The organism is Spirillospora sp. NPDC046719, assembly GCF_040645715.1.
GTDB lineage: Bacteria > Actinomycetota > Actinomycetes > Streptosporangiales > Streptosporangiaceae > Spirillospora.
Map to the genome: position 1 here is coordinate 1 of NZ_JBEYYT010000535.1, position 5483 is coordinate 5483.

General features: G+C 75.5%; 7 protein-coding genes. 3 read left to right on the plus strand and 4 right to left on the minus strand.

The annotated features are described in order from the left end of the window. From ABZ914_RS45260 to ABZ914_RS45270, 3 genes are all read right to left on the minus strand, one after another. Window positions 1-405, minus strand: a 405-nt coding sequence (locus ABZ914_RS45260) for a trypsin-like peptidase domain-containing protein (RefSeq protein WP_500200863.1), incomplete at its 3' end; no start/stop codon positions are given. Window positions 406-497: 92 nt separating this feature from the next. After that, window positions 498-1028, minus strand: coding sequence for a GNAT family N-acetyltransferase (locus ABZ914_RS45265; protein WP_500200864.1), 531 nt, complete (start codon window positions 1026-1028; stop codon window positions 498-500). A 124-nt stretch (window positions 1029-1152) separates the two neighbouring features. Further along, a complete protein-coding gene (locus ABZ914_RS45270; protein WP_500200865.1) occupies window positions 1153-2025 on the minus strand; it encodes a helix-turn-helix transcriptional regulator in 873 nt (290 codons plus the stop codon). A gap of 207 nt (window positions 2026-2232) precedes the next feature. On the opposite strand from ABZ914_RS45270, the gene ABZ914_RS45275 reads away from it, so the two are divergent. Then, window positions 2233-2994 carry an SDR family oxidoreductase gene (locus ABZ914_RS45275; RefSeq protein ID WP_500200866.1) on the plus strand — a complete coding sequence of 254 codons (762 nt, stop codon included), beginning with the start codon at window positions 2233-2235 and terminating at the stop codon, window positions 2992-2994. 46 nt (window positions 2995-3040) lie between these two features. On the opposite strand, the gene ABZ914_RS45280 is transcribed toward ABZ914_RS45275, so the two are convergent. After that, window positions 3041-3889 carry an SDR family NAD(P)-dependent oxidoreductase gene (locus tag ABZ914_RS45280; protein ID WP_500200867.1) on the minus strand — a complete coding sequence of 283 codons (849 nt, stop codon included), beginning with the start codon at window positions 3887-3889 and terminating at the stop codon, window positions 3041-3043. Window positions 3890-3999: 110 nt separating this feature from the next. On the opposite strand from ABZ914_RS45280, the gene ABZ914_RS45285 reads away from it, so the two are divergent. Both ABZ914_RS45285 and ABZ914_RS45290 read left to right on the plus strand, forming a co-directional pair. After that, on the plus strand, window positions 4000-4779 hold the full coding sequence (locus ABZ914_RS45285; RefSeq protein ID WP_500200868.1) for a spermidine synthase: 780 nt from the start codon (window positions 4000-4002) through the stop codon (window positions 4777-4779). Between the two features lie 103 nt (window positions 4780-4882). Beyond that, on the plus strand, window positions 4883-5479 hold the full coding sequence (locus ABZ914_RS45290) for a biotin transporter BioY (protein ID WP_500200869.1): 597 nt from the start codon (window positions 4883-4885) through the stop codon (window positions 5477-5479). The last annotated feature ends 4 nt before the right edge of the window (window positions 5480-5483 follow it).

Consider the following 5483-nt stretch of genomic DNA (forward strand, 5'->3'; position numbering starts at 1 on the left):
GGGGGGGTGCCCGCCGGCGCCCTCGCGCGCCCCGCCGCCCTGGGGGTGGCGGAGGCCGCGGGTCGCGGGGCGGGGCCCTGCGCGGTCGGCGCGGACGACGGCGAGGTCGGACAGCGGGTCGGTGCCGACCACGGTGAAGTCGGCGGTGGAGCCGTCGGCGAAGGCGGCCTGCCCGCCGGCGGCGGCGCCGACGACGTGGGCGTTGGTGAGCAGGAACCCGTCGCCGGTGAACGCGACGGCGGATCCGGCTCCCTCGCCGCGGCGGTGGCGGACGCGCAGCGCGGCGACGCGGGGGGTGAGTTCGCGGGCGACGGCGGACACGGCGGCGGAGTAGGCGTCCAGGGCGTCCGCGGCGGGCCCGTCGTCATCGGGCGGGCGGGCGCTCTGGCGGGGTTCGGGGGACATCGCGGCACCTCCAGATGATTACAACATTACCGCGCAACATCCGGAAGCGGTGGAGTGTTCCCCCGACGCCGGTCAGGGCCGGTCGGGGCCTGTCAGGGGCCGCCGTTGCCGCGAACCTCGGAGCGCAGGACGCTGTAGAGCACCTCGTCGCGGTACCGGCCGTCGCGGAAGCCGTAGCCGCGCATCACGCCCTCGCGGGTGAAACCAGCCTTCTCCAGGGCGCGCTGCTCGGCGATGTTGTCGACCTCGGTCTCGGCCTGCACGCGGTGCGCGGTGGTGTGCGCGAACAGGTACGACACCAGCAGCCGCTGCGCGCGGGACCCGGCGCCGCGTCCCCGCGCCGCCGGCAGCAGCGAGATCCCGATGCTCCAGCACCACATCGACCCGGCCATGGGGACGCGCCGGTAGGACACGATCCCGAGGAGCTCCTCGGCGCGGGCGACGGCGAGGTTGCCGGTGTCCTCCCCCAGCATCCCGTCCTGCTCGTAGCGGCGCCGGAACCGGTGCGGGTCGCTCCACCCCTTCCACAGGAACGGCCCGGCGAGCTCGGGGTCGGTGCGCAGCCGCTCGATCACCGGCAGATCCGCCTCGGCGACCGGCCGCAACTCCACTTGATCGTTCATGGCCGTCACCGTAGGGCGGACCGCTCCCGCCGCGCGACCCGCCCGCCTCGGGCGGAGCCCGTCGTGCGGCCGTTGATGATCGGTGCGGCACCGGCCGCGCACGCCGGGGGCGCCGCGTCGTGCGTCAGGGTGCCGTCGGGTGCGGGTCGCCGGCCGGTTCGTCGTGGGCGGTGCCGGTGGGCTCGGTGCAGGAGAGCGCGGCGAGCAGCCGCAGTTTCTCGTCGCTGTCGCTGCCCTTGTCGGGGTAGTAGACGACGAGGATGACGTCGTCGATGGGGAGTTTGTCGCGGTGCAGGCGCAGGTCGCCGACGACGGGGTGGTGGACGGTGGTGGTGCCTCCGTCGAGGGCGCGGACGTCGTGGCGGGCCCACAGGGTGCGGAACCGCTGGCTGGACAGGGCGAGCTCTCCGACGAGCTCGACGAACCGGGGATCGTCGGTGTCGTCCCCGATGGTGGTGCGCAGGGCGGCGACGAAGTCGGCGGTGGCTCTGGCCCAGTCCTGGTGGAAGGCCCGTTCCTCGGGATCGAGGAGGAGGGAGCGGAGCCGGTTCTGGCCGGGCCGCAGTCGCGGGGACAGCGCGACGGCCATGGGGTTGGAGGCCAGGACGTCGAACGCGCGCCCTTCGACGAACGCGGGGAACTGCAGGTGGGCGAGCAGTTCGTGCACGCGCGCCGGGACGTGCTCGGGCCGCTTGCGGCGCGGCGCTCTGGGGCGCGCCGCCGTGAGGCCCAGCAGATACGTCCGCTCGACGTCGTCGAGCCGCAGGACACGCGCGAGCGCTTCCAGGACCTGGAGTGAGGGGTTGGTGTCACGGCCCCGTTCCAGGCGCAGGTAGTAGTCGGGGCTGATCCCGGCGAGCAGGGCGACCTCCTCGCGGCGCAGGCCGGGCACGCGGCGGTTGCCCCCGGCGGGGAGGCCGGCCTGCGCGGGAGTGACCAGCTCGCGGCGGGCGCGCAGGTAGCTGCCGAGCCGGTTGCCGGAGTCCTCGTCCTTCATGACTCCACCGTATGCGGTGGGCATGTCTCCAGAGGGGGCCCTGCCAGGACCAGGGAGAACCAGGGCCCTGCCGCACTCGGCGGATCCCGCCGAGACTGCGGTCACAGCGTCCTTTTCGCGAAGGACGGATTCGACAAGAACGGACATCGCCGTCCGCGCCGGCGGGCCTGAACGCCGCCGGCGCCCTGGGCTGAAAGGGAAGATCTCATGGACATCTCCAACCGCACCGTCCTCATCGTCGGCGGGACCTCGGGCATCGGGCGGGAGCTGGCCCGCCGGTTCGCCGCGGCGGGCAGCACCGTCGCCGTCGGCGGCCGCAGCGCGGAGGCGCTCGCGGACCTCGCCGAGGAGGGCTTCGGCACGTTCGCCGTCGACGTCACCGACGGTCCGTCGGTCGCGTCCGCCCGCGACGCCGTCCTGGCCCGGTACCCGGACCTGGACACCGTGGTGATCATGTCGGGCGTCATGCTCCTGGAGGACCTGCGCGACCCCGCGCACTTCCAGGCGGCGGAGACGACGATCGACACCAACCTCGTCGGCACCATCCGGGTCATCGACGCCTTCACCCCCCACCTGGTCGGGCGGGGCGCCGGCACCTTCGTCACCGTCACCTCGGGCATCGCGTTCCTGCCGTTCCCGCCCATGCCCACCTACGCCGCCTCCAAGGCCGCGGTGCACGCCTACTCCGAGGCGCTGCGCGCGCAGCTCGACGGCACCGGCGTCGACGTCGTCGAGCTCGTCCCCCCGGCCGTCGCCACGGCGGGCCAGGAGACGGTGAACCCGCACGCGCTGCCGCTCGACGACTTCGCCACCGAGGTCATGGACCTGCTCTCGGCGGACCCCACCCCCGACGAGGTCCTCGTCAAGGGCGTCCTCATGCACCGCTGGGCCGAGCGCGACGGCACCTACGCCGATCTCGTCGCACAGCGCTCCCAGGCCCTGAGCATGCTCCCCGGCCGCCAAGGCTGACACCCTCGGCTGGGGCGGCTCCCGGGAACCGGCGCCGGGGCGGGGGTCAGCGCAGGGTGGACAGGCCCCCGTCGACGTGCACGACCTGCCCGGTGACGTAGGCGGCGCGCTGCGACAGCAGGAACACCACGACGTCGGCGACCTCCCACGCGGTGCCCTGCCGGTGCATCGGGATGAGCGCGGCGACGCGGTCGCGGCCGGCGTTGCCGCCGGAGGCGTCGCGTCCCATGACGGTGTCGATGAGGCCGGGCGCGACCACGTTGGCGCGCACGCCGCGCCCGGCGCCCTCGGCGGCTATGTGCCGGACCAGCCCGGTGAGCCCGGCCTTGGACGCGTCGTAGGACGGGGACCGCGACCCGGGCTTGGTGCCGGCCAGCGACCCGATGAACACCATCGCGGCGCCGGCGTCGAGGGCGGGCAGCGCCGCCTTGCCGACCAGGAACGGGGCGCGCAGGTTCACCTGCATGACGCGGTCCCAGTCGGCCAGGCCGGTGCCCGCCATCCCGTAGCCGATGCCGATCCCGGGGTTGAACACCACCCCGTCCAGGCCGCCGAGCTTCTCCGCCGCCCGGGTGACCACACGGTCGCAGGACTCGGGGTCGGTGACGTCGGCGATCACGACGTGCGCGCGGCCGCCCTCGGCGGCGATCATCCCGGCGGTCGCGGCCGCGGCGTCCTCGTCGACGTCGGCGCAGGCGACCTGCGCGCCCTCGCGGGCGGCGGTGACGGCGATGGCACGGCCGTTGCCGACGGGCGCCTCGGGGTCGTCGCTGGGCCGGGTCCCGGCACCGACGACCAGGATGCGGCGCCCGGGCAGCAGCGGCCCGCCGGGGACAGCGGGCGGGACGGAGGGACGCGCGGGCTGCGCGGGGGGACGCGCGGAGGGGTCGGGCATGCCCGGCACCGTAGCCGACCCGCCCGTCCCCCGCCCAGCCCCCGTCGGCGGCACCGGCGACCCCGGCGCTCGGGCCCGGCGGAGCGCCTCGGGTGGTTAGGGTCGGGGCCATGGACGTGATCGGGGAAGGCCGGGCGGAACCGGTCGTCGTGGAGCGCGCCGCGGGCGTCGGCGGGGAGCTGGTGCTGCGCCGGGCGGGCACCGACTACGAGATCATCAGCAACGGGATGTTCCTGATGGACACCCGCAACGGCGAGTCCGAGCGGCTGCTGGTCCGCGCCGCCGTCGACGCCGCCCTCGACCGAGACGGCTCCGGGGACGACGGGCCGGGCGGGCAGCCGGACGGGCAGCCGCTGCGGGTGCTGATCGGCGGGCTCGGCGTCGGGTTCTCCCTGGCGGAGGCGCTGGCGCATCCGGCCGTCGGGCACGTCACGGTGGTGGAGCGGGAACCGGCGGTGGTCGGCTGGCACGCCGGGCCGCTGCGGCCGTGGTCGCGCGGCGGCCTCGACGACCCCCGCGTCGCGCTCGTGCGCGCCGACCTCCTCGACGTCGTCGCCGCCGACCCGGCAGACGGAGTGGACGGGGCAGGCGGGGTTGCCGGTGTGGGCGGTGTTGGCGGGGCGGGGTTCGACGCGGTGTGCCTGGACATCGACAACGGCCCCGACTGGACGGTCACGCCCGGCAACGCCCGCCTGTACGGGCCGGACGGGCTGGACCTGCTCGCCGGGCGGCTCAGCCCGCGCGGAGTGCTGGCGGTGTGGAGCGCGGGCGCCGCGCCCGGCTTCCAGGACCTGCTCGCGACCCGGTTCGCGCGCGTGGAGGCGCTGCCGGTGCCGGTCCCGCGCGGCGAGCCCGACATGGTGTACCTGGCCCGCCGCCCGCGCCCGTAAGCGGCGGACAAACCCGGGGCGGCCGTTTCTGTCGACCGCGCGCTCGGTTCCGGATGACCCGTTCGCTAGGTTTCGGCTGACAACACCTTTAATGGGAGGTTCAGTGGCCACTGCTCACGCTGCCCGGCGGGGTCCCGCCGTCCTCGGCGACCTGCTGCCCGGTTCCCTGGCCCGCGACGCCGCGCTCGTCGCGGGCGCGGCCGCGTTCGTCGGCGTCGCCGCCCAGATCGCGGTACCGCTGCCCGGCACCCCCGTGCCCGTGACCGGGCAGACCTTCGCGGTGCTGCTGGCCGGCGCCGCGCTCGGCTTCGGCCGCGCCGGACTCGGCATGATCGTCTACCTGCTGGCCGGGATGGCGGGCGTCCCCTGGTTCACCGACGGCGCCTCCGGCGCCGGCTTCCCGACGTTCGGCTACGTCCTCGGCTTCGTCGTCGCCGCCGCCGTGGTCGGCCGCCTCGCCGAGCGCGGCGGCGACCGCACCCCGCTGCGGACCGTCGCGACGATGCTGACCGGCACCGCCATCATGTACGCGGCGGGCGTCCCCTACCTGATGGCGTCCCTGCACGTCGGACTCGGCAAGGCGCTGCACCTGGGCGTGACGCCGTTCCTGGCGGGCGACGCGCTGAAGGTCGCGCTCGCCGCGGCGCTCCTGCCGGCGGCGTGGAAGCTGACGGGCCGCCTCTCCGGCCGCACCTCCTGACGCG